The following is a 26038-nucleotide window of genomic DNA, read 5'->3' on the forward strand; positions in this document are numbered from 1 at the left end:
AGTCTTGACGAATTTGAGAACATGGAAACCACATGCCATGCAATAGCAGTTATTTTCATACATTGGGGTGACGGAGCGGCGTCATGAATGTTTTATCGCCAATTAGAATTTGTAAGTTCGGGCTCCGAAAACTTATAAATTTTTATGTGGTAAGAAAAACGCCTGATGGCGTCCTTTGAAAGCAGCGACCTGTTCTAACGGACTTTTTGTCCTCTTAGACGCCGTTTCCCAACACTCGCTTGCTCTAACGGACTTTTTATCCTCTTAGCCAACCAAACGAGCGAAAAAACAACGGGATTAACCCGCTAAGAGGCGAAAATGTCCGTTAAAAATCTGCGCTGGCTAAAAAGAGCTTCTAAGGGTCGAAAAAGTCCGTTACAGTTGCAGGAATTACTCCCAAACCCCATACTTTCGGCCTTTCAGAGTCGGCGACCTAAAGCTTTGCAGTTCAAAGCAGCCTCGTACGCACATTACGATTTTATTTGTCATTTCCTATGACCCGAAATCTTATAAATTCTATAATTACAACAAAAGCCCCGACCTGGCAAAGCAGGCCGGGGCTTTTCACGTTTTAAGCTTCCACTGCTGCTGCTACCGGAGCCAGATCAACAGGGTATACGCTCACTTTCTTGCGATCGCGGCCGAAGCGCTCGAACTTCACGACACCGTCCACTTTAGCGTAAAGCGTATCGTCTTTGCCAATGCCAACATTCGTTCCAGGATGAATCTTTGTACCGCGTTGGCGATACAGGATGCTTCCGCCGGATACGGTTTGACCGTCCGCGCGTTTGGCGCCAAGGCGCTTCGAGCGGGAGTCGCGTCCGTTCTTCGTGGAACCAACACCCTTCTTGGATGCGAATAGCTGCAGATTCAATTTCAACATGGTGTACCCCTCCTTCTTGTAGATATCTTCATTGGAGCATTATTCGTTATAGTGCTCACGCAAGCTCACATGCTTGCCGTATGATTTCGCAATAGTGTCCAGCATCACGATCATCGATTCGAGCAGCAGTTGCACTCTCTCATCCGTATCCGCCTGAGCCGAAAGCGGAATGCTCGAGGACAGCCAGCCGTTCTTCATCTCCGCCGGAAGCCTGACGCCCGTCAATTGTTCAATGGAATTAACCGTGCCGACCGATACGGCCGATACGCCGGCGCAGACAATATCTTTGCCGGGCTTCGCGTATTTGGCATGTCCTTCGACAGCGAATGACGCGACGCGTTTGTCAGCACCCCGCACAATCGTAATCGTAATCATGGAAATCCGCTCTTACGCTTGGATTTTCTCGATTGTTACTTTTGTGTAAGGCTGACGATGACCTTGCTTGCGACGGTAGTTCTTTTTCGCTTTGTATTTGTAGACGATGATCTTCTGACCTTTGCCGTGTTTTTCGACTTTGCCAGTTACAGTCGCTCCAGCTACCAGCGGAGTTCCGGATACGAAGCCGTCGTTGCCGGTTACGGCCAGGACACGGTCGAAAGTTACGCTTTCGCCTTCGCCGCCGTCCAGCTTCTCGATGTAGATTACATCGCCTTCCTGAACCTTGTATTGCTTGCCGCCTGTTTCAATAATTGCGTACATGTGGTTGCACCTCCTTGTTTTCGAAGACTCGCCTAATAGAGGTGGCTGCTGCGCATGATGCCAGCCGCACTTAAACCTTATCGGAGCGGTACCCGTACGTCACTAATCTTATAGGTTGTTCAAAAAGCCCACTTTTGATCACGAAGTATACCAAGAAGCCTATTCGACATCGAATCTTGCATTCAGCCGAAACTTCCGTTGCTCACGTAGTATTCACTACGCTCCGCTACTCATTTTCTAGCTTCATACAACCTTCTCGGTGCTGAAAACTGATCTTTTTGAACACATATTATAAAACATTAGAAACATACACCCGAGTAGTTTACCATAATCATTCGCCTAATACAACCATCCCAAACAAATTTTCGTTTTGGGAATCTACTTCTATTTGCTAAGGCTTGGGCTGCTTGCCGGTGCCACCGCAGGTACGGCAATCCTCTCCAAGCTGCTTGATGGCGTTCTCCCGCATCTTCTTGCGGGTCAGCTCCATCAGTCCGAGTCTCGTCCATCCGACAATCGTGCATTTCGTGCCATCCTTGCTCGCTTCCTCCGTCATGAGAGACAGAATCCTCTGCCGGCTCTCCTCTTGCTCCATATCGATAAAATCAATGATGACCATGCCGCCGACATCGCGCAAACGCAGCAGTCTGGAGATCAGCTCCGCCGCTTCCCTGTTCGTCTGGTAGACGGTATCCTCCAAATGATGAGTGCCTGTAAATCTTCCCGTATTCACATCGACAACCGTCAGCGCTTCTGTCTCCTCCCAGACGAGATAACCTCCGCTTGCCATGGGAACCCGTCTGGAGAAGGCAACCTCAAGCTGCTCGGATACATGAAAGTGATGAAAGAGGTCCATTCCGCTTTCCGCTTGATACAGATGCAGTCTCTGGGACAGCGCCGGCGCCATCTCCCTGAGCAGCTCTTTCATTTCTTGAAAGCTGATCTTATGATCGATCCACACCTCATCGACGGCATCAGTCATGGAATCGCGTATGATGCGATGCAGCAATCTCGCCTCGCTGTGAATGAGCTCCGGCGCCCCGGCGGTTCCGCCGCGCTCGAGTATGGAATACCAGAGCGCTCTAAGCTTCTTCGCATCCTGGCCAAGCGCTTCCTCATTCTCGCCCTCGGCCGCCGTGCGCAGAATGATGCCTTCCTCCCCGCTTCGAGCTCCCTCGCCGAACAGGCGAAGTCTCTCCCTCTCGGCTTCCGCGGCAATCTTCTTTGAGACGCCGACATAACCGGCAAGCGGCATATAAACAAGATAACGACCCGGCAGGTTGTAATGCGTCGTCACTCTCGCTCCCTTGCCGCCCAGCGGATCCTTCACCACCTGCACAAGCAGCTCCTGTCCCGGCTTCGCCACATCCTGAATCGCAGGTTTCTCGCGAGGCTGCTTGTCCGTATGGGGATGCAGCAGATCATCGATATACAAGAAAGCGTTTCTGCCAAGACCGATATCGACGAAAGCCGCCCCCATCCCCGGGAGCACGTTTACGATTTTTCCTTTATAGATATTTCCGACAAGGCTTCCTCCGCTTGATTTTTCCATGAAAAAATCAATGAGCTGTCCCTCATGCAAAACAGCCGTTTGCAGCAAATTCCCTTCCACATGCACCAACATTTGCTTCATAACCCGAATTCGCCTCCAATCGCCGCCGACTTTTCTCTAGTTTAACTGAAAAGCTCGTGAACTGCACGATTTGGATTCGAGCCGGACAAGCAGCCTTCGACGATTCTCTGCTCGGGAAGCATCCGAAGCTCTTGCCGGGCATGCTCCAGCATGTAGACGAGATAGACCTTCTCCCGCTTGAACATGCGCGCGACGGACAGAATCGACTGCTTGCCGCTGACGATTAGCGGCGTTACCCCCTTGCCTCGATCAATGACCAGCTCCGCCGACCGTTCGCGATGCATGAGAAACCGATAAAACAAATAAGGAATATGACGCCGATAGGTCCAGTTCGTCATGAACAGGAAGCTCGCAACGATCAATACATTCAATTGCAAGCCATGCGCCTGAAGAAAAAGCGGAACAATCGCCGTCGCCAGCATTGCCGCGCTGAACAGGAGGCTAAGCCTTGCCGTCCATACGAGCGTTCTGTAATAGTTGAGCAGTATGCTCAGCAGGGCTTGCAGCAGCTTGCCGCCGTCAAGCGGATAAATCGGGAGCAGATTGAACAAAGCCAGCATCACATTCGCTTCAATGATATATTCCGCCCATGCGGCGTCCCACAGCCCTCCGGCTCCGCACCCCCACGCAGCCAGCGCCATCCATCCGTTCTGAAGCGGACCGGCAATCGCGACGATCGCTTCTTCCTTCGCCGATATCCCGCCCGCATCCTCTACTTCCGCTACTCCGCCGAAGGGCAGAAGTTTAACCTCAAGCACTTTCCAGCGGAAGGCTCTGGCCGCGAGCACATGTCCCAATTCATGCACAACGACGATAACGAACAGCGTCAGAAGCTCCGGGAAGTAGCCGGTCAATAGGGAAGCCAGCATAACCATGATAAACAAGGGATGCACAGACCATGCAATGCCGCGCCACTTAATCAAACGGAATCACGTCCACCGGGTCCATATACTGATCATCTTGCTTCACCGCAAAATAAAGCACCGGAACGCCGCTCTCGTTCGCTTCCTGCAGCTTTCCGATTTCGTCGCCGGCTTCGACCCAGTCATTCACGTGAACCTTGGCTTCGCCAAGCTTGCCATAGACGGTTACCCGATTGTTTGCATGCTGAATAATGACCGTATCCTGCTCCTTCGATACTTGAATGACTCTGCCCGTTTCCGCTGCGGACACCGCTGCCCCCGGCTCTCCTGCCAGCTCGATTCCGTTCAGCAGCTCCGCAAAGGTTCGAAGGAGCGAGCCGTTCCGAAGCGGCGTCACGATTGTCTGCTTGACCTGTCCGTCCACCAAGGCTGCGTCTCTCCGGTCATTCTGGAAGATGGGAATGAAGGACGGAGCTCCCGAAAACAGCTGCTCGTACCATGCCGCGGCGGCTTCGAAATCGAATTCATCCTTCATTGCTTGGTGGATGATGCCTTGTCCTTTCGTTGCCCACTCCTCATCGCCGCGGAAAATGCCCCATATTGCCGCGAACAGAATCAAAGCGATGAGGAACTTCCACTTCAATTCTTTGAAGAAAATGCGCATGCCGCTTGACTGTGTCGACCGATTGTCATACTCACCATTATCGGGGTAAGGAGCGCCCACATAGCTGCGCGGCGGCTTCTTGCTCCAATCCTCCTTATCCCATGACGCCCATGGATTCGGATTTTTTTTCCAAGCCAGCTCGGGATCGATCTGCAGCTCATGCTGCGCGGATAGAAAATCGTCTTCCCGGCGCTCGGAGCCGCCTTGTGCCGAAGATGTATCCGGCTGCCGTTGATTCAACTTCGTTCTCTCCGTTTTCGCCGAATCATCTATTTCCCGTATTCTTCCCGGACTCGCACCGCCGGAATCATGGTATCGCTCGACGATCGTTCGAATTTTGGCCTGTCTGCGCTCCTTCACATCATCCCGCAAGCCCATATTTACGCCTCCCCGCCCTCTTTGAACACTATCTTCTTTACATTTGTATGAACGGGGGCGGACAAGTATGCAACAGCAAGCTGCAAGCTCGCCTCATCCCGAGTCCCATGCTTGCAACATTACGTTAACCTCGGGATTGCGAATGAGACGACACTTGCGCGGAGAAAAGACGTTGCCCAACAAGATCGACTCTTGCAATCGGCAACGCCTGTGCTCTGTTCTCATTCAATTGTTTTCAATTCGCATCCATGTTTTGAATGCTGGCCCCTACTCCGCGAGCTCGTACACCTCTTGATGCGCTTTAATGCTGAATACAAGTCCGATAGAGAGCATGTTCAGAATAAGAGAGGTTCCTCCATAACTGATGAAGGGCAGTGTAATGCCTGTTATCGGCATCAGACCGATCATCATTCCGATATTCTGGAATACCTGGAAGACGAACATCGACACAACGCCTATCACAATATAGGAAGCCCTTCGGTCATAACATTTGAAAGCGATAATAATCATTCTGTAGATAAGCAGGAAGTAAAGCAAGAGCAAAATCGCGGCGCCCTGAAAGCCGAACTCCTCGCCCACGACGACGAAGATCGAATCCGAATACGCATAAGGCACGAAGCCGCCGTTTTTCATATCGCCATTAAGATAGCCGTCGCCGCTGAGGCCTCCCGATCCGATCGCGATTTTGGCATTCTCCGATTGAAGCTTGGCGTCCGCGCTCGCTTCTTCGGGATGAATATACGTATTGATGCGATCGAACCAATGCCCCTTCTTCTGTTCGATCAGATAGTCTTGAATTTCCGTGCTGAAGGTGTTGAACAGGAACACCGCAAGAAAGATAACGGCCAAGACAGCGGTAAGACCGACCGCCACATGAAGGTATTTCACATTGCCAATCCATAACATGCCGATGACAATAACGAGAAAGATGATGGCATTGCCGAGATCGGGCTGTATCATGACAAGCATGAACGGCAGGAAGGAGAAGGCTCCTATCGTAAGAAGATCCTGAGAAAAGTTCAGTCTGTCCCCTTGCCTTCTTCCCATGAGATAAGCAATGCCGATAATAAGAATAATCTTCATCATTTCGGCAGGCTGAAAGGAAAAATAGCCGCCCGGCAGCTTGAACCAACCCTTGGCGCCGTTGATCTCCGCCCCGAAAAAGTAGACGAGAACAAGAAGAGCCACTCCAATGCCGTATAAGACATGCCAGCTCTTCAGCACGATGCGATAATCGAACATGACCGCGACTATCGCAAGAAAGAAGCCTAATCCGAAAAATAAAACTTGCTTCATATCGTTATTGGCATAGAGAGGGTTATTGGCCGTGGCGCTGTTGATGACAATAACGGAAATGATCATGAGACAGACGAGAATAAGCAAAATCCCATAATCAAGTTTTTTCAGTTTATTCAGCACAAAGCAATCATCCTATTCCAAGAAACTTGCGGAAGCGCTTGAAAGCGCCGGATTTCTCGTCAAGAAGCATAAGCGGAACCATGTCGCCAAGGATGCGCCTTGCAATATTGCGATAGGCCATGGCCGCCCTCGAAGAAGGGTTCATAACCGTGGGCTCTCCGCTGTTGGCTGCTGCGATTACTTTCTCGTCATCCGGTACAATGCCCAGCAAATCCACGGCCAGCACCTGGCATATCTCATCGATATCAAGCATCTCGCCGTTCTTCATCATCGAAGGCCGAATACGATTTATAATCAGCTTGGAGGGGATTTTCTCCCCTTCAAGCAAACCGATTACGCGATCCGCATCTCTTACTGCCGCATTCTCGGGCGTTGTAATGACGATTGCCCGATCCGCGCCCGCAATTGCGTTGCGGAAACCATGCTCAATGCCCGCCGGACAATCGATTATGACATAATCATGCTCCTGCTTGAGTTCTTGAATCATTTTGCGAATTTGATCGGGCTTGACGGCGTCCTTGTCCTTCGTCTGGGCAGCCGGCAGCATATACAGCTCGTCAAAGCGCTTATCCTTCACGAGAGCTTGATTCAGACGGCAGCGTCCTTCCGCCACATCAACCAAATCATAGATGATACGATTCTCCAGTCCCATGACGACATCCAGATTGCGAAGACCGATATCCGTATCGACCATGCAAACCTTCTTGCCAAGCAACGCCAGCGCCGTTCCTACATTCGCGGACGTCGTCGTCTTGCCGACCCCGCCTTTGCCAGAAGTAACAACAATCGCTTCACCCATGCTCTACACTCCCTTTAAAAGTATTGGATTATTGCGGAAACGATGCAGGTGAGAAAGCTTGTCAATCTGCATCTCCTCTTCTATTAAATAAGCGAATTCCATTGCTGAATCCTGTGAAAGCCATTCATTCGGAGGCCTGCTGACAATATCCGCAATGCGCAATTGCGTCGGCCTCATCAGCGAGGTCGCAATAATCGCATCCTTCCTTCCGTTCATCCCGGCATGCGCCATGCCTCTGAGCGCCCCCAGCACGTAAATGTCGCCGGTGCAAAGAATCGATCCCCCGGGATTGACATCTCCAATCAGGAACAAATCCCCGTCATGCTCCAGGGTTTGACCTGAACGGACTATGGAAGTAAGCATCTGAAGCTTGCTTGGAACGCTGTTCATTGCCGGAGCAACATCCGATTCAATCGAGCTGATCATCAGATTGCCCTGGGCCCGAATAATCGCGGACAGCTTTTCCTTCTGCTCCTCCGTTATTAATCGTGATCCCAGCTTGACTGAGATATGAACAAGCGGTCCCGTCAGCAGCTGTTGATGCGTCTTCTCCAGTTTATATTTCAATTCGTCCAGCAGAGTCTCGAATTTGCATGTATCGTCGAGAAGGAACAGAAGACCTTCCTTTACGCCTTTAATCATTATATATTGCTTCTCGGTCACGGCCGTCCCTCCCCAACCTATTCAATTCTTCTTGAATGGAACAAAATCCTGCTTGTACCATTCAAATTATTCTTCGTCATTCTCTGCTGAGGCTTTGCCCTGCGCTACGAGAACATGCCTGACAGGAACATAACAAGCCAGCGCAAAGGCCAATTGAAGGAACAAGCTCGGAAGAATATGATGAAGCAAGGACCAGGCATAGGTCGTGTTCGTAATGCGGAATACGCTGTAGATGAAATAGAGGGCAGTGTCATAGAGAATGCACCCGAATCCGATAACGGTAAGCGCCATCAGAATAGTAACCCTCTTGCGTTCCAGGAGCACGCCAGTAAAATAACCAATTATCCCCATAATAAAAAAATGTGCGCCCATGAGATTGCCATAATAAACAACATCCTGCAGCAAGCCGAAGCCCGCTCCGAAAAGCAGCGCCTGATGGCGATTGCCGTAAAGCGCCGACAGCATCACAATGACGAATATAAAGTGCGGGATAAGTCTTCCGTCCAGGCTCCCCGGAATCAACCAGGGCATAATTGAGCCTTCAAAGACGAATAGAGCGAGCATGCATAGAACAAAGCGGTTCATGCTCATTCTTCAGCGCCCTCCATCTCCGGCACCTGAACGACGAACACCTCGGTCAGATGATCGAAGCTGGCAGAGAGCTTGACGGTTGCCGTGTAGGTCAAGCCGAAGTTGCCGACCTGCTTCGTCTCCACGGTTCCGACGCGAATGCCTCTCGGATACACATTGCCGAGACCGGAAGTGATAACGGTATCGCCGACCTCCATCTTGTCGTTCTCGGCAATCTTCGTCATAACGATGCGATCCGTTTCTCTGTCATAGCTGCTTAATATGCCAAAGGAATGCTCCTCGCGGCCTTGAATCGTCGCCGCAATGGAATTGAAGGTTGGCGACGCTTCGTTCAGCTCGGTAATCGGCGTAATGGTCGCCGTGTACGGCGTAACTGAGCTGACCAAGCCGATCAGGCCGTCCACCGTCGTGACGGCCATGTTCTTCTTCACGCCGTGCTTGCTCCCAAGATTAATATTCATCGTATGATTATAAGCATCATTGCTGATCGAGATGACTTGTGCGATCAAGTAATTATAATTATACATTTGCTTCTGCTGCTCGGTGAATTGCAGCTCTTCCTTATATCGCTCGTTCTCGTTTTTCACAAAATTATATTGAAGCTTGTCGCGCGAATAAGCAGCCGCCATGCTGCGCAGCTCCTCGTTTTCTTTGTATACATTCCGAAGATCCTTGATATCCTGGAAGAAGCCCGCTATTGAACCGGCGGGCTTGTAGAACCATTGCTGCACATAGCCGGCGGTATCCTTCACGAATTTCTCCGGCCAAGTCAGCTCACTGCGCTTGCTGAGTGAGAACCCGATAATCGCAATGAAGAGAATAAATCCGATCATAAGCATGAATACACGCTTATTTCTCATGAGATTTAACAGCGAGATCACCTGCCTGTCCTTAGAGCGGTAGTTCAAAAAGTCCGTATCATTATCTTTAAATACGAGTTCAAAAAGCCCGGTTTCAAGAATCGAGGAGATTGGATGAAACTAGAAAGTGAGTAGCGGAACGTAGTGGATACTACGTGAGCAACGGAACTTTCGGTTGAATTCAATATCCGATGTCGAGCTACTTACAGTTCTACTTCGTTATTGAAATTGGACTTTTTGAACATCCTCTTTAACGTTTCGAACGTCCGGAGGATGAGCCTCTGGTGCTCAGCATTGGAATATGATCAAGAGAACGTCCCGTTCCAATGGCCACGCAGTCCAGCGGATTTTCGGCTACGATAACGGGCATGCCGGTTTCGCGTTGCAGCAGCTTGTCCAGATTGCGAAGCAGAGCCCCGCCTCCCGTGAGAACGATTCCGCGATCCATAATATCCGCGGAAAGCTCCGGCGGGCATTTCTCGAGCGTAATCTTCACCGCGTCAACGATCGCGTTCACGGTATCCTGCAGCGCGTCGGTAATTTCATCCGATGTGATCGGCAGCGTCTTCGGCAAGCCGGATACGAGATCGCGGCCGCGAATTTCAAGCACCTCGGCTTGCTCCAGCGGCAATGCGGAGCCGATCTCCATCTTAAGCTGCTCGGCCGTTCTTTCGCCGATCATGAGATTATAAAGCCGCTTGATGTATTGAATTATCGCCTCATCCATCTCGTCTCCCGCAATGCGAATCGAGCGGCTGGTCACAATGCCGCCAAGCGAAATAACCGCCACTTCCGTTGTGCCTCCGCCGATATCGACGACCATGCTGCCGGTCGGCTCCCATACAGGCAGATCCGCACCTATCGCCGCTGCGAACGGCTCCTCGATCGTATGCGCATCGCGCGCGCCCGCCTGTTTCGCGGCATCCTTTACCGCTCTCTGCTCGACGGCCGTAATGCCGCATGGCACGCACACCATGACATAAGGATGCCTTGGGAATAGCGAGCGCTGCTTCTGCGCGGAACGGATGAAATGCTTGATCATTGTCGCGGTCGTTTCGAAATCCGCGATTACGCCGTCCTTCATCGGTCTGACCGCGCGAATATTGCCCGGCGTTCTGCCAATCATCCGCTTCGCCTGTTCGCCGACCGCCTCGATTGTTTTCGTATCTGTATTTAAAGCAACCACAGAGGGTTCTCTGACAACGATTCCTTTGCCCTTCACATACACGAGCGTATTCGCCGTGCCCAAATCAATGCCCAAATCCTTCGAAAATCCACCAAACATGTTCTTGCTCCCTTCTCCTTGCACAATCTTTCTTATTATATTACAGATGTCCTTGTTCCTTCAAACTAATAAAGCGGCCATCGCCGATGACCAAGTGATCGAGCACCTCGATGCCGACCAATTGACCGGCCTCCGCCAGTCTTTTCGTGAGCATGATGTCCTCAGGACTGGGGGCAGGATCTCCGCTGGGATGATTATGCGCGCAAATAATCGACGCGCTGCTGCATTTTATCGCCGCCCTGAACACTTCCCTGGGATGAACGAGGGATGCATTGAGTGTGCCGACGGATAATGTTTCCCGGGCAATAATATGATTTTTGGTATCGAGGAACAGCACGACGAAATGCTCTTTCTTCAAGTATCGAAGCTCTTCCATCACATAATCGGCTGCATCCTTCGGTCTGCGAACCGTGACGGTATCATCCAGACGGCTTCTGGTAATCCTTCTGCCAAGCTCGATGCCCGCACGCAGCTGAAGCGCCTTCGCAGGACCGATGCCTCTAATCGAAGTCAGCTCCTCCATGCTCATATCCATCAGATTGCGCAGATTTCCGCATTGCTTCAAGATAGACCCTGCCAAATGGACAGCGGATTGCCGCTGCGTTCCCGTTCGCAGCAATATGGCCAATAGTTCTGCGTGACTAAGCGATTCTGCCCCATATCTCATCATGCGCTCTCTTGGTCGTTCTTCATGGGGAACTTCACGCAAGGTGCTTATTTGCGTTTCCATGTCCCTCTACCGCCTTTTCTTCCCATTATAGTAACCGTTTCCTGTATTTACATTCGCTTCAAATGACATAAATCCGAAATTGGACAAGCATATCCGCCAGCCTGGACAGCGGCAGCCCTACCACGTTGAAATAACAGCCTCTTATGCCTTCGACCAGCGTTGCGCCCAAGCCTTGAATGCCGTACGCACCGGCCTTATCCATCGGCTCTCCCGTAGCGACGTACCGCTCAAGAATGTCATTGCCGTTATTCTTCATGGTTACGAAGGTTCGCTCATGGGAGAGACAGTATTCGCCAGTGCCGCCATGAAGCAGGGCGACACCTGTATATACCGCATGCTCTCTTCCTTGAAGCAAGGCCAGCATGCGCAAGGCATCGTCAGCATTCCCGGGCTTGCCCAATATATCATTGTCCAGCACCACGACCGTATCGGCCGCCAGAATAAGCGAGCTGCTCCATTCTTCCGCAGATTGCGCAAGTCTCTCTTTCGCCGCCATCGCTTTGCGAAGGCTCAGCTGTTCAACGGCTTCCCCAGGCGACCAATGTTCTTCGATGGTCTCGTCCGCATTCGTAGACAAAATAGAAACCGGCAAGGAAAGGTCCAGAGATGCGACCAGTTCCTTCCGGCGCGGCGACGAAGAAGCCAATACGAAACGGCTAATCGATTCGTTTTCACATATTCGGTTGTTCATTCTTCCTTCTTCTCCTTCATTCCTGCTGCAGAAGCAGCTTCATTATACCTTGCGGTACAGCCAAATTGCCGCAGCGGCTCCGATAATGCTGCATAAGCTAAGCTGCAAAGTCAAATTCATGCTGAATGTAAGAACGTATAAATCGAATGAGGGCGTCCAGGTTGTTTCAATTGATCTTGTGAGAAAGGTAAGTCCGGGCACGGAATCCAGCCATCTGGCTACGAGCGCGCCGGCGATTAGACCCAGTACAAGAAACAAGAAAAGGATCCATCCGTTTTTCTTCATCGTCTAATCCCTTTCGTCATGATTTGACACATGATTCTATTATACGCAGGTTGAGAGCCGTTTACAATGTGCTCATAGACTCAAACCATTCTTTTTGAATAAGCACCGCGTTCATGATCGAGGTTTGCGCGGACCACAGCTCCGAACCGGATGCCTTCTTGTTATATTCGACCATCGCCGCAGCAGCCCCATTCATGGCCGAGCCAAGACGAGTCAAGGCAGTATCGCCGCTCTTGTCGCTCATTCCCGACTTTATCTCCGAGAAATCGGCCTTCCATGTTTCAAAGCTTTTCTGCCAGGCCTCCGTAGCCGATTCACCGATCGGAGTGAACGGCGTTAGCTCTAGTTGTGCCGTAATCAACGAAACCCAACTGCCGATCAATTGATTCGTACCGGCGATAAAACCGCTGACATCGGAGACAGCTCCGTTGTAAGGAAATTCGTCCGGCGTGCTGACGACAATCTTCTTCTTATAGACCTCAAGTCCCGGCATGCGGCTGCCAAGCACTGCCGTCTTGCTTTCATCCCCTGTAATTCCTGCATAAACGCGGTAGTCTTTCCCGGTCTGATAAGCCGCTCCCGGCAAGCCCTTGGCGGACAATTGTTGGAGCGCCAAATCCCTTCCTTCAGCGTTGCTGAACACGCCGTACTGAAGCATGAAATAAGGATAGCTCTCGGCTTCCAGGCTAACCGTCCCGGAGACTTGGACGGCCGTTTGTCCACCGGCATCATCGATGGCTGCCGCCCCATCGTTATTCTCGTCCGTTGCGCTTGCCGGTTTGGAATCCCCTTTGCCGGAATCGACTGCGTCGGCAACATCGGCATTGGACGGATCCGCGGAGCCATTCGATGGATTCATCGGCCAGAGGGAGGCTCCCGTGAACAAAGTCAGAATGAAATAGCCGAACAATGCGCCTGTCGCCAGCGCTCCCGCGACCGAGAAGAACACTTGCATCCAGGAAGGACCCTTCCTGCCCTCCCCAAGCTGTTCCGCGTCCGCATAAGCTATTTCCGGATAATGGTCGGCTTCCGTATTATAGAAACCGCGGGATTCCTCGTTTTTCTCAACATACCTCGATCCCGCCCCCGTCGTGCGGATTGCCGTATCCTTCGCGTCTCTAATAAGCTGCTCCAAGGCGCCTATATCTTCTTGGACGGGGCCTTCCCAAGGCTTCTCTTCTCCTTGAGACTCTTCCCGCTCTATTTCCGGCTCTCGATCCCGATTGAACGGCACGACCTTGGCGGCCGCCGCCTGCTCCGTTTTCCGTTCTATGAAAACAGTCGGCTCCTTCGTCACTTCTCCTTGGAAGACCCGGCCTGTATGGTCAAATCGATAGGTAATTCGGTTTTTTGGCGTCATATGTCTCTCTCCTTCATCTAGCATTTGCTATTAGTCTATGAACGATATCTGAGAGATATGACGAATTAGTAGAAGAAACGCGAACAGAGCAGACTTCGCGAAGTCTGCTCTGTTCGTTTGGCATAGGAATCCAATCGCAGGAATCCCTTATGAATCGGCATATTGCTCCTCGAGAGCTTTCGCAAGCCCATCCGCAACTTTCCAAATATCCCCGGCCCCCATTGTGATGACAAGATCGCCGGGAGCTACCCGTTCTTTCAGCGCTTCGAGCACATCTTCCTTCTTTGCGATATATTCGGCGCTCGCATGACTATTGCTGCGTATCAGCTCTACAAGCTTGCTCGAGGATACGCCTTCAATTTGCTTCTCCCCTGCCGGTGAGTATATATCGGTAATAATGACTTGATCGGCATTCGGGAAAGCTTTGCTGAACTGCTCGAACAAGAAGAAGGTTCGTGTGTAACGCTGCGGCTGAAAAACAGCGATAATCCGTTTTCCCGTCGCCTTGGCCGCGCTGATCGTCGCCTGAATCTCGGTTGGATGATGAGCGTAATCGTCAATGACAAGGATGTTGTTCACTTCGCCGAGAACCTGGAAGCGCCGCTTCGCCCCTCTGAAGGTTTTGATTGCAGCTTTGACCGTATCGAAGGACAAGCCGGCCTCGAGGCAGGTAATGACCGTAGCCATGGCATTGTACACATTATGCAAGCCCGGCACGGACAGCTCGATATTGCCGAGAAGCACGCCTTCATGATTCATATCGAAGGAAACCTTGCGATCTCCAAGCACGATGCGATCCGCTTTGTAGGTCGCTTCCTGCTCGACGCTGTACGAAATCAACTGCGACTTGCGGTTATCGGATTCGCCTTCATAAATTTTTGGCAGCAATTCCCTGACCGTTTCGTCATCACAGCATACAATCGCCTTCCCGCCATCCTTCACCTGCTGCAGAAATTGAACATAGGCGGATTTCAGCTTCTCGAAATCTCCATCATAATTTTCCAAATGATCGGGTTCGATATTCGTTACGATGGCAATGCTTGGATGATACTGAAGGAAGGAACCGTCGCTTTCATCCGCTTCGGCAACGACGTACTCCCCTTTGCCCGCTTTCGCGTTCGTTCCGACATTGACAATTTCTCCGCCGATGATGTAGGTTGGATCTGCGCCGCAGGCTTCCATCACCAGCGCAATCATCGAGGATGTCGTCGTCTTGCCATGCGCGCCGGCGACGGCTACGCCTTTGCCTGCATTCATTAATCTTGCCAACATTTGCGATCTGTGGAGAACCGGAATGTTGAGCTCTTCGGCCGCCTTTCTCTCCACATTATCGTTTGTCAGCGCCGTCGAATAGACAACCAGATCCGCGCCCTTCACATGACCCGGTTCGTGGCCGATGAAGATGCCTGCCCCGTTGGCAGCCAGCTTCTCCGTTAATTCCTGCCTGGCGACATCCGATCCCGTTACTTTATAGCCCATCTCCAGCATAACTCTTGCAATGGCACTCATCCCGTAACCGCCGATGCCGATGAAATGAACATGTTCTGCTGTATTCAAAGACGGTTCACCAACCTTTTTCAGAATCCGAGTTATACAATAGGCGGGAGCGCACGTCAGCGATCAGATAAAGCGTCCCCGTCACGACCCCAAGGTCATTGCCCTCGGTTAACTGTTGTAATTTGTTCAATGCCTGCTTCCAATCCTTCTCGACAATCAATTCGAAAGGCTTGCTTTCATCGCTTTGCTCGCGCATTCTCCCAATCAATTCGCCTAACGCTTCCGCATTCAGCTTCATATGGTAATCGGCTTCTGTCACAATCAGCGTATCCACTAGTGGTAGTATATGCTTAATAGTAGCTTCATGATTCTTATTCTCGAGCATCCCGATCATAAGATGCAGACGACCGTAGTGATAGACGTTCCGAAGCGCGTCGGCAAGCATCGAAGCGCCTTCGGGATTATGCGCGCCGTCGATCAGAATGCGAGGCTCCTTCTGCACCATCTCGAGTCTGCCGGGCCATTCGGTCTGCATCAACCCTTCTCTCAGCGCATCATCCTCGATAATCATGGCCTGATACTGTCGCAATACTTCAAGCGCCATAATCGCTACAGCCGCGTTCTCAAGTTGATGAGCGCCGTTAAGCTTGATGGAGAGCCCTTCAATCGTTCGGAACAATCCCTCGAAGGTGAAGATCTGCTCATCCTCCCTCACAGACTGAACAGAGGTTTTGAATTGCTCGCCCAGCAAATAGAAGGAGCTTCCGGTCTCCTGCGCTTTCCTCCGAATGACCTCGATTACCTCAGGCTGGGCTGCAGCGCTGACAACGGGTATACCCGGCTTGATAATTCCAGCCTTCTCCGCTGCTATTGCCTCAAGAGTAGGCCCAAGGCGATCCATATGGTCATGCCCGACATTCGTAATGATGGACATGACGGGATACACGATATTCGTCACGTCCAGGCGCCCTCCGAGTCCCGTTTCCCAAACCACATAGTCAGGATAGACGACCGTCCCGAAATAGAGAATGGCCAGCGCCGTCGACACCTCGAACATAGTAGGCGAACCCAACTCCGTCTTGGCGATAGCTTCAACATGAGGCTTCAGCTTATTCGCGAGGCGAAGCAGATCCTCCTCTTCAATATCATGTCCGTTGTACTGGAAACGATTAGTGAATTTCGTAATATACGGCGAGGTGAACGTGCCCACATCGTACCCGCCTCTTACGAGCACATTCGTCAGAAACGAACAAGTGGAGCCTTTGCCGTTCGTACCGGCGACATGGATGAATTTCAATCTCCGATGCGGATTGCCGAGCCGCTCCATCAATTCGTGGATGCGATCAAGCCCGGGACGGATGCCGAACGGCACTAATCCGGTAATCCAGTCTACCGCGGATCCATAATCCGGCAGCGAAGAGGAAGAATGCTGCGTCATTTCTTGATTGTTTGAGTCTGTCATAGCTTCCTACCTTCCTCCATCTGGATTATCCTCGCAGCTCCGCGATTCGGGCAAGCACTTTACCGCGTTTGTCGCCATAGTCATTCATCTTGGCTCGTTCTTCCTCGATCACATGCGCCGGAGCCTTCGCCACGAATCCCTGATTCGCCAGCTTCTTCTCCACGCGCTCCACCTCTGCGTTCAGATGCTTCACTTCCTTCTCCAGACGAGCGATTTCTTGAGAAATATCGATCAAGCCCGCAAGAGGCAGGTACAGCTCCGCTCCGGTGACGATTGCGGTCATCGCCTTCTCCGGCGCAGCCATCGCCTCCGAGCATTCCAGCCTGGATGTAGCGCAGAAGCGTTTGATAAACTCTTCATTGCGAACCAGGATTGCCGCTTCAGCAGCTCCGGAAGGCTTGATGAGCAGCTCGATCTTCTTGCTCATCGGCACATTCACCTCGCTCCGGATATTCCGAACCGCGCGAATAATATCCATGAGCAGCTCCATTTCCTTCACCGCATCCGGCGCTTCGAGCTTGGCGTCATAAGTCGGCCATGCCGCAAGCGTAATCGTATCGCCTTCATGCGGAAGATGCTGCCAGATTTCCTCGCTGATGAACGGCATGAACGGGTGAATAAGCCGCTGCGTCCGGTCCAGTACATAGGACAGGACCGATTGCGTCGCAAGCCTGGCTGCTTCGTCGCTGCCGTTCAGGCTCAGCTTGGAGAATTCAATGTACCAATCGCAAAGATCATCCCAGATGAAATTGTACAGCACGCGCCCGGTTTCCCCGAATTCGTAGCTGTCAATGAGACGAGTCACATCCTTGACAGTCTCGTTCAAACGATGGAGAATCCAGCGGTCGGCCGTACCAAGCTTGCCGTCAAGCGCGATTTGCTCGTATCGGAAGCCCTCCAAATTCATCAGCGCGAAGCGCGATGCGTTCCAGATTTTATTGGCGAAGTTGCGTGCCTGCTCCACCTTTTCGTAACGAAAGCGGAGATCCTGCCCCGGCGTGCTGCCCGTCGAAATCATGAAGCGCATCGCATCCGCGCCGTATTGCTCGATAACCTCAAGCGGGTCAACGCCGTTGCCGAGCGACTTCGACATCTTCTGTCCATCCTTGTCGCGGACAAGTCCATGAAGCAGCACGTCTTTGAATGGCATTTCATCTGTAAATTCAAGGGCTGTGAAGATCATCCGCGCCACCCAGAAATAGATGATGTCATAGCCCGTCACGAGCACGTCGGTCGGGTAATAGCGTTTCAAGTCGTTGGTTTCATCCGGCCAGCCGAGCGTGGAGAACGGCCATAGCGCCGAGCTGAACCAGGTATCGAGCACATCGCCGTCCTGACGCAGATGGTCTCCGTCCAGATCTTCTCTCGAAACATGAATGTCGCCTGTCGCGTCATCATACCAAGCCGGAATGCGATGTCCCCACCACAGCTGCCTGGAGATGCACCAATCGCGTACATTCTCAATCCAATTGAGATAGATTTTCTCGAAGCGGTCCGGCACGAACTGCACGCCCTTGCCTTCCTTCTGCGCTTTGATCGCCGCCTCAGCCAGCGGCTTCATCGCAACGAACCATTGCGTGGACAAGTAGGGCTCGACAACGGCGCCGCTGCGCTCGCTGTGGCCGACCTGATGCACATGATCCTCAATCGAGACGCAAATGCCTCCCTCCTGCAAATCCTTCACCAGCTTCTTGCGGCATTCAAAGCGATCCATCCCTTGATAAGGACCCGCTTCCTCGTTCATCACGCCGGATTCGTCCATCACGATAATTTGTTCGAGCTGATGCCGCTCGCCAACCTCGAAGTCGTTAGGATCATGCGCTGGCGTAATCTTCACCGCGCCGGAACCGAACTCCTTCTCGACGTATTCGTCGGCAATGATCGGAATTTCCCTGTTCACAATCGGCAACAGAAGCATGGAGCCGATCAGATGCTTGTAACGTTCATCCTCGGGGTGAACCGCAACCGCAGTGTCTCCCAGCATCGTCTCCGGGCGCGTCGTGGCGACCGTGATGAAGCCTGAGCCGTCCTTCAGCGGATACTTCAGATGATACAAGTGGCCGCTGAGTTCCTTGTATTCCACCTCAATGTCGGAGAGCGCGGTGCGGGCAGCCGGATCCCAGTTAATAATTTTCTTGCCGCGATAGATCAGGCCCTTCTCGTAGAGCTTGACGAATACTTCGCGAACAGCCTTGGACAAGCCTTCATCCAGTGTGAATCTCTCTCTTGTATAATCCAGCGACAATCCCATCTTCGCCCATTGCTCGCGGATGGTGTCCGCATATTGCTCCTTCCAATCCCACACCTTCTCCAGAAACGCCTCGCGTCCCAAATCATGTCTGGTTTGCCCTTGCTCGCGCAGCTTCTGCTCCACCTTCGTCTGCGTGGCGATTCCGGCATGATCGGTTCCCGGCAGCCACAAGGCGTCATAGCCTTGCATCCTCTTCGCGCGAATGAGCACATCCTGCAGCGTGAAGTCGAGAGCATGCCCGATATGAAGCATGCCCGTTACGTTCGGCGGCGGAATAACGATCGTATACGGCTCCGCGTCCGGACGTTTCCCGGCAGCGAAATAATTTCCTTTGATCCAATAGTCATACCATTTCTGCTCCGCCGCCTTTGGATCATAAGTAGAAGGCATGCTTTGCTTTGTTTGTTGTTCAGACATTTATTTCATCCTCCATGTGCAAGATAAATGACATACAAAAAAACCTTTCGCCCCTGTAATAAAGGACGAAAGGCATTGCTTCCGCGGTACCACCTTTGTTCCGCCTGCTGCATAAGCAGAAGCGGCACTCCATACAATTAACGGCTGCTGCCGGCCGGAACTAAGGACTAGAAAACATCCGCTCATTCAGGCAACTCCAGGACGACCCGCATGCAGTTCATTCCTATGGAACCTCTCAGCGTAGGCGGTTCCACTCTCTTAAGGCGCGCTGCACACTCTTTCCCTTCAACGTTATTGACACCTATCTATGTGCAATCATACCGTTGTTGGCGGGAAGAGTCAACTGCGCAAGCTGATAATCCTGGTTAATTCGTAATAATTGGGCTTGGAACAATCATTTAAGGAATATAAAGCAGCTGCCCTTCCTCCACGGAAGATTCATGAAGGCCGTTATGAACGAGAAGCTCCCTCGGATTTATACTGTAACGCAGCGCGATCTGCTCCAGTGTTTCTTCCTTCTGCACAATACACATCCTGATTTTACGAAACTCATTCTCGTCTGCCTGTTTGCTGAGGAACAGCTTCTTCCATTCGATTTCTTCCTCAATCGTTTGCTCCCGAGCCGAATCGAGCTCCTGTTGCTGGGAGACAACTTCCTCTGCCGCGACTCTGGCCGCTTGTTCGCGTTTGCTGGATTGAAGAATGGAGCGGAAGCCGAGTCCCGATTCATCCTCGCTCGGCGAAGCGGACTTGCCTGAAAACGCAATCTGCACCTCTTGCCTGATCGGAGGCTGCTCCTCTTGGCGCGCCGCCTCTCCCAGCTCGGCGTTCAGCCGCTCTTCCGCAACAGCTTCCGCCTCCGCTTCCGCTGCGCGCAACGCTTCAATCGGGGAAGAGTCCGTCTCCTGACCGCTCGGAATTTGCTGATCAGTTTCCCTGTTCGAGGTTAAGAAATCTTGACCTCCGCTCTCCATCGACTCTTGCTCCTCCGCTTGCTGGGATGGAGCAAATGACTGCTGCGTCGGCAAGCTCCACTGCTGCCTCGCGCTCTCGAGAGCAGATTCGTAAGAAGGCTCAGTCTGCTCCCCGGACTGGAACTGCTCGCCTGTCGTTTCATCGGCTATGTAGGCTTGTTCCTTCTCCAGACGGCTGAGCGCCTCGTTCGCTTCTGCCTCATAAGCGGATTGCAGCGCTTCATCGGCAAGCGACCCGGCTTCGCTCCCGGTCTGCTGCTCCTCGATGTTCTCCTGCTCCCGAACCTCTCTCTCATGAACGGCCGTGAACGGCTCCTCCTCCCATTCAAGAGGCTGTTCCGCGCTCGATTCGGCCGAAATGCCTCTTAACGACAGAACGCCAGTAATGTTGAGAGTCCGCGCCGACAGCAAATCCACGTCGAAATTATCGATTTCGATCGAGATATCGTCCAGCCGCGCAACCCGGTTCATCGGAAGCGATATTTCTACCGGTATCCAGTGCTCGAGCGTAAGCGGCCCCGTTGCGGCAGATTGGCTCCTATAGACTCCGCTTAGCAGCAGCTGTCCTCTTAGAATGGCCTGATCCCCCTGGTCAATGACTTGAATGCGGGGCACAAGTTCAATTTCCTCAAGCTCATCTATTGCTGCGACATCATCCGGCAGATGAACTCTTTCATAAACGTCAAACCGCAATCCGTTCGTCTGATTAGACATGCCAAAGTCCTCCCTTCCTATACTGAATGCTTGGTCAAAGCTACATTCATTACTTATCTATATGGGATAAGAGGCGGGAGCATGACTGTCTTTTTCATCTCTCTTCAATTCGCTTGGCAAAAGCATGGAGCCAGGACGGTCGTGGCGCTTCAACCACGATTTTATCGCCATGCAAGGGATGTGAGAATAACAGCGTCTCCCCGTGCAAAGCCTGGTGCTGCAACGCCCGGTCCGCCCCTCCGTACAGGACGTCTCCTGCAAGCGGATGGCCGATATAGCTCATGTGCACGCGGATCTGATGCGTTCTGCCCGTTTCAAGCCGCAGCCTCAGAAGCGACCACTGATCGTTTGCCGCCAATTTTTCGAAACGGGTTAACGCCTTCTCGCCGTTCGGAGATACTCTCCGCCGCTTGGCATGATGACGATCTTTGCCAATGGGCTGATCGACAACTCCTGCCTTTTTGGATACATATCCCTCCACAACAGCGAGATAGATTCTCTCGATCCGCTTCTCGCGCATTGCTTCGTCGAGCCTGAACTGAGCCAAGTCGTTCTTCGCATACAAGACGGGCCCCGACGTATCGTCGTCCAGTCGGTGAATATGCTTCACGGCAAGCGGATCTCCCACGTTTAATAAATGGCGGGCAGCCGCCTGGTCAAGCGTGCCAAACTGTCCCGCGTAAGAGCTGTGAACCGGCATTCCCGCCGGCTTGTGCAGTACAAGGCAGTAATCGTCCTCGTAGAGAACGGGAACCGCGTGCTCCAGCTCCATGCGCATGGCAGCTCGGTACAATTCATCCTCGGCAGGCTTCACCGCGGGGAACGCCAGCAGTTGGATGCGACCCTCTCGCAGTCGTATGCCGCCAATCGAGAACAGTCGGTTGATCCACTTGGCCGGGAACATGGAGCGGGCCAGCAGCCATTGCCGCAATTGATGCGGATGGCTGCCGGCCCCGAATTGTTCTAGCTCAAGCTCCAACCACTCGCCTCTTCTTGAAGCTTGTCTCTCTCTCATAACGCGATGCCTCCAGCTTCCTAAGAAAGTCTGCTTAACGCTTCGTCATGCGCCGCTATGGTAGCGTCGATATCCTGGTCGTTGTGCGCCGCGGATACGAACATGCCTTCGAACTGCGAGGGCGCGATCGAGATGCCCAGATTCAGCATATGTCCGAAATAGGCTTTGAATCGATCCACATTCGCGCTCTTGGCCGAATCGTAATTGATGACGGTCTTCTCCGTGAAGAACGGACAAATCATCGATCCGACGCGATTGATTGTCGACGGTACATTATGCTTCGAAGCATTCTCTTCAAAACCCAGCTGCAAACGAACAGCCTTCCGTTCGAGCGACTCGTAGACATCTGGCGTAAGCAGCTTGAGCGTCGTGTAGCCCGCAGCCATGGCGAGCGGATTGCCGGACAGGGTTCCCGCTTGATAGATCGGGCCGCTCGGCGCCATCATCTCCATCAAGTCTCGTCTGCCGCCATACGCGCCGACGGGCAATCCCCCGCCGATAACCTTGCCGAAGCAGGTTAGATCCGGCGTGATGCCATACAGCCCTTGAGCGCAGCTATAGCCGACCCGGAACCCGGTCATGACCTCGTCGAAAATAAGCAAGCTGCCGAATTCGCTTGTAATGTCTCTCAAGCCCTCCAGGAATCCAGGCAACGGCGGGACAACGCCCATATTGCCGGCGACGGGCTCTACGATAATGCATGCGATCTCTTCACCGAACTTCTCGAAAGCAAGCTTGACGGATTCGAGATCATTATAAGGTACCGTTATCGTATGCGAAGCGATCGATTCCGGAACGCCTGGGCTGTCAGGCAAGCCGAGCGTCGCGACGCCGGAGCCCGCCTTGATGAGCAAGCTGTCCGCATGGCCGTGGTAGGAACCCTCGAATTTCATGATCTTGCTTCGTTTCGTATACCCTCTGGCCAGCCGCAAGGCGCTCATCGTCGCTTCTGTGCCGGAATTCACCATCCGCACAACATCAACCGATGGCACGCGTTCGCAGACGAGCTCCGCCATCAACGTCTCCAGCTCAGTCGGAGCGCCGAAGGAGGTGCCCTTCTCCGCCGTTTTGCGAATCGCTTCGACGACCTCCGGATGAGCATGCCCCATAATAAGCGGCCCCCATGAGCCGATGTAATCAATATAGACATTGCCGTCAATATCATAGATCCGGCAGCCTTCTCCACGCTCTGCATAAACAGGCGTCAATCCAACCGATTTGAAGGCCCGCACCGGGCTGTTGACGCCTCCGGGAATGACCTTCTTGGCCCTTGCGAACGCCTCCGCCGATTTTTTGTCTATTCTTACGCCATCTGACATTTCTTCATTCTCCCTTCAACCAGCGAGCAACATCCTTCGCATGGTAGGTAATGATGATATCCGCGCCGGCGCGCTTCATGCCGGTCAGCGTCTCGAGCACAACGGCCTTCTCATCGATCCAGCCATTCGCGGCTGCCGCCTTCACCATCGCATATTCCGCCGAAACATTATACGCAACTACCGGCAGATCGAACTGCTCCTTCAGCATACGAATCATGTCCATATAAGCAAGCGCGGGCTTCACCATCAGCATATCGGCGCCTTCCTGCACATCCGACTCCGCCTCGCGCGCGGCCTCGCGCGCATTCGCCGGATCCATCTGGTACGTCTTGCGATCGCCCGATTGCGGCGCGGAATGCGCGGCGTCCCGGAACGGACCGTAGTATGCGGAGGCGTATTTAACAGAGTAGGACATGATCGCGATATCCTCGAAGCCCGCTTCGTCGAGCCCTGCTCGGATTGCATGCACGAACCCGTCCATCATGTTGGATGGAGCGATAATATCCGCTCCCGCCTGCGCCTGGGACACCGCGGTGCGAACTAGCAGCTCCAGCGACCTGTCGTTGTCCACCACCGCCGCTCCCGTTAGCTCATCCTGACGAATAAAGCCGCAATGGCCATGATCGGTATAATGACACAGGCAAGTGTCGGCGACCACTACAAGCTCCGGCGCCCATTCTTTAACCGCCCTGATCGCTCTCTGCACAATGCCGTCCGTTTCATAAGCGGAAGTGCCCAGCTCATCCTTATGGTTGGGTATGCCGAACAGCAGCACCGAAGTAATTCCGGCGTCTACAATATCTTGAATTTCATCCTTCAATCGATCAAGCGAATAATGATACACGCCTGGCATGGACGGAATTTCTTCTTTCCTATTTTCGCCGCATGCAACGAACAAAGGATAGATGAAATCGTATCGGTTCAGTACCGTTTCCCGCACTAAACCCCGCAAGCCGGGCGTACGGCGCAATCTCCGATTTCGCGTAACAGGATAACTCATTGCTTATCGCTCCTTCTTCAGTTCTATTCGGATTCTCCCGCGCGTGTTGCTGCCCTTCGGGCATCCACAATCGCTTGTATTAACCCGTCGATGGTTGAATCCAGAGCCTCGACGGTCACCTCGAGACCCGCCGCTCGAACCGCCTTCGAAGTAATCGGTCCAATGCTGGCAACAGGCACGCCCGCAAGAAGCTTGGCCGGCTCCTCGACGCCGCTTCGGCGCAATACCTCCATCAAATTCGCCACCGTTGACGAGCTTGTGAAAGTAATCATGCCGATTTCCTTCTCGCGAATCATCTCCAATGCCCAATCCTCTTGCTTCTCCGCGAGAACCGTCTCGTAGACATCGATAACCGTCGTCTTAAGTCCAAGGCGCTCAAGCTCTCTCGGCAGTACCTCGCGCGCCAGGTCGCCTCGCGGCAGAAGCGCGCGCTGACCCGCTTGCAGCTTGTCCTGAATGCTGTCAAGCAAGCCTTCCGCATGGAAGCTGACGGGCAGCTCTTCGCAGATCAAGCCTCGCTTGGCGAGCGCCTCGGCCGTCTTCGGGCCAACCGCGGCAATGCGGGCTTTGTTGAAGCTTCGAATATCGAGCTTGAAACGGCTTAGATAGCGAAAAAAATAGTCAACGCCGTTCACGCTTGTAAACATCAACCAATCATAATGCTGCCCAGCTGCCATATGCTCCCGAATATGCTCCGCGGCATCAGGATCGGAAGGCTCCCGAACTGCAATAACCGGGAATTCGCAAGGCTCGCCGCCGAGCTCCTCTATGGCTGCCGACAGCTCGCTCGCTTGCTCCCTGGCTCTTGTAACCAATACTCGCAAGCCGAATAACGGCTTTCTCTCGAACCATCTCAGCTTCTCGCGCTGCAATACAACCTCGCCGACGACAATGACAGCCGGCGGCTTGAAATTCGTCTCCCGTACGATTTGCTCGATTGAGCTCAAAGTGCCGACGATCGTCTGCTGCTCGACCCTCGTTCCCCAGCGCACAAGCGCAACCGGCGTATCGGAAGGCTTGCCGTGGCGAATAAGCTGTTCGGCAATATACCCGATTTTGGCAACGCCCATGAGAAAGATCAACGTGCCGGTAGCATTGGTCACCTTGTCCCAATGGATGGAGCGGTCCAGCTTGTCCGGGCTTTCATGCCCGGTAACAATCGAAAGCGACGACGCCAGGTCGCGATGCGTGACCGGAATGCCGGCATAAGCCGGAACGGCTATCGCCGAAGTAATGCCCGGCACAATCTCGAATTCGATGCCATTGTCATAGAGCAGCCCGGCTTCCTCGCCTACCCGACCGAAGATCGTAGGATCTCCGCCCTTCAGCCTGGTCACCGTCCTGCCTTGCAGCGCAAGATCGACGAGAAGATGATTGATTTCCTCCTGCTTCATCGTATGCCGATCCGGCAGCTTCCCTACATAAATCCGTTCTGCCTCGCTCTTGACATGCTGAAGCAAACGCGGACTTGCAAGCCGGTCATACACCACAACATCGCATTCCTGCAAGCATTGCAACCCCCGCACAGTTATCAGCCGGGGATCTCCCGGTCCCGCGCCGACCAAATAAACCTTCCCCTTCTTCAT

At 52.8% G+C, this 26038-nt stretch carries 24 protein-coding genes; all 24 read right to left on the minus strand.

The features are described from left to right. Positions 1 to 571 precede the first annotated feature (571 nt). Positions 572 to 883 carry a 50S ribosomal protein L27 gene (rpmA, locus tag HFP08_RS27010; protein WP_168123749.1) on the minus strand — a complete coding sequence of 104 codons (312 nt, stop codon included), beginning with the start codon at positions 881 to 883 and terminating at the stop codon, positions 572 to 574. A 39-nt stretch (positions 884 to 922) separates the two neighbouring features. Next, positions 923 to 1258 carry a ribosomal-processing cysteine protease Prp gene (locus HFP08_RS27015; RefSeq protein WP_168123750.1) on the minus strand — a complete coding sequence of 112 codons (336 nt, stop codon included), beginning with the start codon at positions 1256 to 1258 and terminating at the stop codon, positions 923 to 925. 12 nt (positions 1259 to 1270) lie between these two features. Continuing rightward, a complete protein-coding gene (gene rplU / locus HFP08_RS27020) occupies positions 1271 to 1582 on the minus strand; it encodes a 50S ribosomal protein L21 (RefSeq protein ID WP_168123751.1) in 312 nt (103 codons plus the stop codon). A gap of 391 nt (positions 1583 to 1973) precedes the next feature. After that, entirely contained in the window at positions 1974 to 3215 is a 1242-nt protein-coding gene (locus HFP08_RS27025) for an Rne/Rng family ribonuclease (protein WP_168123752.1), read from the minus strand. 41 nt (positions 3216 to 3256) lie between these two features. After that, a complete protein-coding gene (locus HFP08_RS27030; RefSeq protein WP_168123753.1) occupies positions 3257 to 4138 on the minus strand; it encodes a M50 family metallopeptidase in 882 nt (293 codons plus the stop codon). Continuing rightward, positions 4131 to 5120, minus strand: a complete 990-nt coding sequence (locus HFP08_RS27035; protein WP_168123754.1) for a M23 family metallopeptidase — start codon at positions 5118 to 5120, stop codon at positions 4131 to 4133. Before HFP08_RS27035 ends, HFP08_RS27030 begins: the two co-directional genes overlap by 8 nt. 267 nt (positions 5121 to 5387) lie before the next feature. Further along, entirely contained in the window at positions 5388 to 6539 is a 1152-nt protein-coding gene (locus HFP08_RS27040; RefSeq protein WP_168123755.1) for an FtsW/RodA/SpoVE family cell cycle protein, read from the minus strand. A gap of 7 nt (positions 6540 to 6546) precedes the next feature. Next, positions 6547 to 7338 carry a septum site-determining protein MinD gene (gene minD / locus HFP08_RS27045; RefSeq protein WP_168123756.1) on the minus strand — a complete coding sequence of 264 codons (792 nt, stop codon included), beginning with the start codon at positions 7336 to 7338 and terminating at the stop codon, positions 6547 to 6549. A gap of 3 nt (positions 7339 to 7341) precedes the next feature. Then, positions 7342 to 7980, minus strand: a complete 639-nt coding sequence (locus HFP08_RS27050) for a septum site-determining protein MinC (protein ID WP_240941908.1) — start codon at positions 7978 to 7980, stop codon at positions 7342 to 7344. Between the two features lie 87 nt (positions 7981 to 8067). Further along, the gene (gene mreD / locus HFP08_RS27055; protein WP_168123758.1) at positions 8068 to 8592 is read right to left on the minus strand and encodes a rod shape-determining protein MreD; all 525 of its coding nucleotides are present in this window, start codon (positions 8590 to 8592) and stop codon (positions 8068 to 8070) included. Further along, positions 8589 to 9452, minus strand: coding sequence for a rod shape-determining protein MreC (mreC, locus tag HFP08_RS27060; RefSeq protein ID WP_168123759.1), 864 nt, complete (start codon positions 9450 to 9452; stop codon positions 8589 to 8591). Before mreC ends, mreD begins: the two co-directional genes overlap by 4 nt. 250 nt (positions 9453 to 9702) lie before the next feature. Further along, a complete protein-coding gene (locus HFP08_RS27065) occupies positions 9703 to 10737 on the minus strand; it encodes a rod shape-determining protein (protein WP_168123760.1) in 1035 nt (344 codons plus the stop codon). 40 nt (positions 10738 to 10777) lie between these two features. Next, a complete protein-coding gene (gene radC / locus HFP08_RS27070; protein WP_168123761.1) occupies positions 10778 to 11467 on the minus strand; it encodes a RadC family protein in 690 nt (229 codons plus the stop codon). A gap of 58 nt (positions 11468 to 11525) precedes the next feature. Next, on the minus strand, positions 11526 to 12158 hold the full coding sequence (locus HFP08_RS27075) for a Maf family protein (RefSeq protein WP_168123762.1): 633 nt from the start codon (positions 12156 to 12158) through the stop codon (positions 11526 to 11528). 42 nt (positions 12159 to 12200) lie between these two features. Continuing rightward, positions 12201 to 12443, minus strand: a complete 243-nt coding sequence (locus tag HFP08_RS27080; protein ID WP_168123763.1) for a DUF4321 domain-containing protein — start codon at positions 12441 to 12443, stop codon at positions 12201 to 12203. 61 nt (positions 12444 to 12504) lie between these two features. Beyond that, positions 12505 to 13803 carry a hypothetical protein gene (locus HFP08_RS27085; protein WP_168123764.1) on the minus strand — a complete coding sequence of 433 codons (1299 nt, stop codon included), beginning with the start codon at positions 13801 to 13803 and terminating at the stop codon, positions 12505 to 12507. A gap of 147 nt (positions 13804 to 13950) precedes the next feature. Further along, positions 13951 to 15360: a UDP-N-acetylmuramate--L-alanine ligase gene (gene murC / locus HFP08_RS27090; protein WP_168123765.1), complete on the minus strand. Its 1410-nt coding sequence runs from the start codon at positions 15358 to 15360 to the stop codon at positions 13951 to 13953. A 7-nt stretch (positions 15361 to 15367) separates the two neighbouring features. Beyond that, complete coding sequence (locus tag HFP08_RS27095; protein ID WP_481856626.1) at positions 15368 to 16762, minus strand: bifunctional folylpolyglutamate synthase/dihydrofolate synthase; 1395 nt, start codon at positions 16760 to 16762, stop codon at positions 15368 to 15370. Positions 16763 to 16787: 25 nt separating this feature from the next. After that, entirely contained in the window at positions 16788 to 19430 is a 2643-nt protein-coding gene (locus tag HFP08_RS27100; protein WP_168123766.1) for a valine--tRNA ligase, read from the minus strand. A gap of 398 nt (positions 19431 to 19828) precedes the next feature. Continuing rightward, complete coding sequence (locus tag HFP08_RS27105) at positions 19829 to 21118, minus strand: LysM peptidoglycan-binding domain-containing protein (RefSeq protein WP_168123767.1); 1290 nt, start codon at positions 21116 to 21118, stop codon at positions 19829 to 19831. 94 nt (positions 21119 to 21212) lie between these two features. Beyond that, positions 21213 to 22133 carry an RluA family pseudouridine synthase gene (locus HFP08_RS27110; RefSeq protein ID WP_168123768.1) on the minus strand — a complete coding sequence of 307 codons (921 nt, stop codon included), beginning with the start codon at positions 22131 to 22133 and terminating at the stop codon, positions 21213 to 21215. A 20-nt stretch (positions 22134 to 22153) separates the two neighbouring features. Next, on the minus strand, positions 22154 to 23452 hold the full coding sequence (gene hemL / locus HFP08_RS27115) for a glutamate-1-semialdehyde 2,1-aminomutase (RefSeq protein ID WP_168123769.1): 1299 nt from the start codon (positions 23450 to 23452) through the stop codon (positions 22154 to 22156). A 4-nt stretch (positions 23453 to 23456) separates the two neighbouring features. Beyond that, the gene (hemB, locus tag HFP08_RS27120; protein ID WP_168123770.1) at positions 23457 to 24452 is read right to left on the minus strand and encodes a porphobilinogen synthase; all 996 of its coding nucleotides are present in this window, start codon (positions 24450 to 24452) and stop codon (positions 23457 to 23459) included. A gap of 23 nt (positions 24453 to 24475) precedes the next feature. Continuing rightward, the gene (cobA, locus tag HFP08_RS27125; RefSeq protein WP_168123771.1) at positions 24476 to 26038 is read right to left on the minus strand and encodes a uroporphyrinogen-III C-methyltransferase; all 1563 of its coding nucleotides are present in this window, start codon (positions 26036 to 26038) and stop codon (positions 24476 to 24478) included.

The organism is Paenibacillus sp. HB172176 (assembly GCF_011947265.1).
Classification (GTDB): domain Bacteria; phylum Bacillota; class Bacilli; order Paenibacillales; family Paenibacillaceae; genus Pristimantibacillus.